The organism is Sphingobium sp. LMC3-1-1.1, assembly GCF_040676285.1.
Lineage (GTDB): Bacteria > Pseudomonadota > Alphaproteobacteria > Sphingomonadales > Sphingomonadaceae > Sphingobium.
In genome coordinates, this window is record NZ_JBEGHQ010000077.1 from 1 (window position 1) to 269 (window position 269).

Here is a 269-nt window from a genome sequence, read left to right on the forward strand (position 1 = left end):
ATCCTCGTATTGATCTACAATTAAGGCTGGAAAAGTGGAAGTCGTTCAAGAAACCAACAAATGTCCAACCGCAAATAGCCTGGATTTCGCCGCGACGATCATCAATGCCCAGTCTCGCCTCGAAAGGGTGCCCAACAGAACCCAAACGCGTCTGCAGATTCTTGAAGGCCTTCTCACCAGCGCGCGTGACCAGGTGGCCCGCGGCGAACTTCTGACTCATGCTGAAATACGCCGGCTCAATAAGGCTTTCGATGACTTGACGCACCGTA

1 protein-coding gene is annotated in these 269 nt (G+C 52.4%); it reads left to right on the forward strand.

The window, feature by feature from the left end; all coding sequences use genetic code 11:
- Nucleotides 1-34: 34 nt before the first annotated feature.
- On the forward strand, nt 35-269 hold a 235-nt coding region (locus tag MRBLMC3_RS23145), incomplete at its 3' end, for a hypothetical protein (protein WP_363832127.1).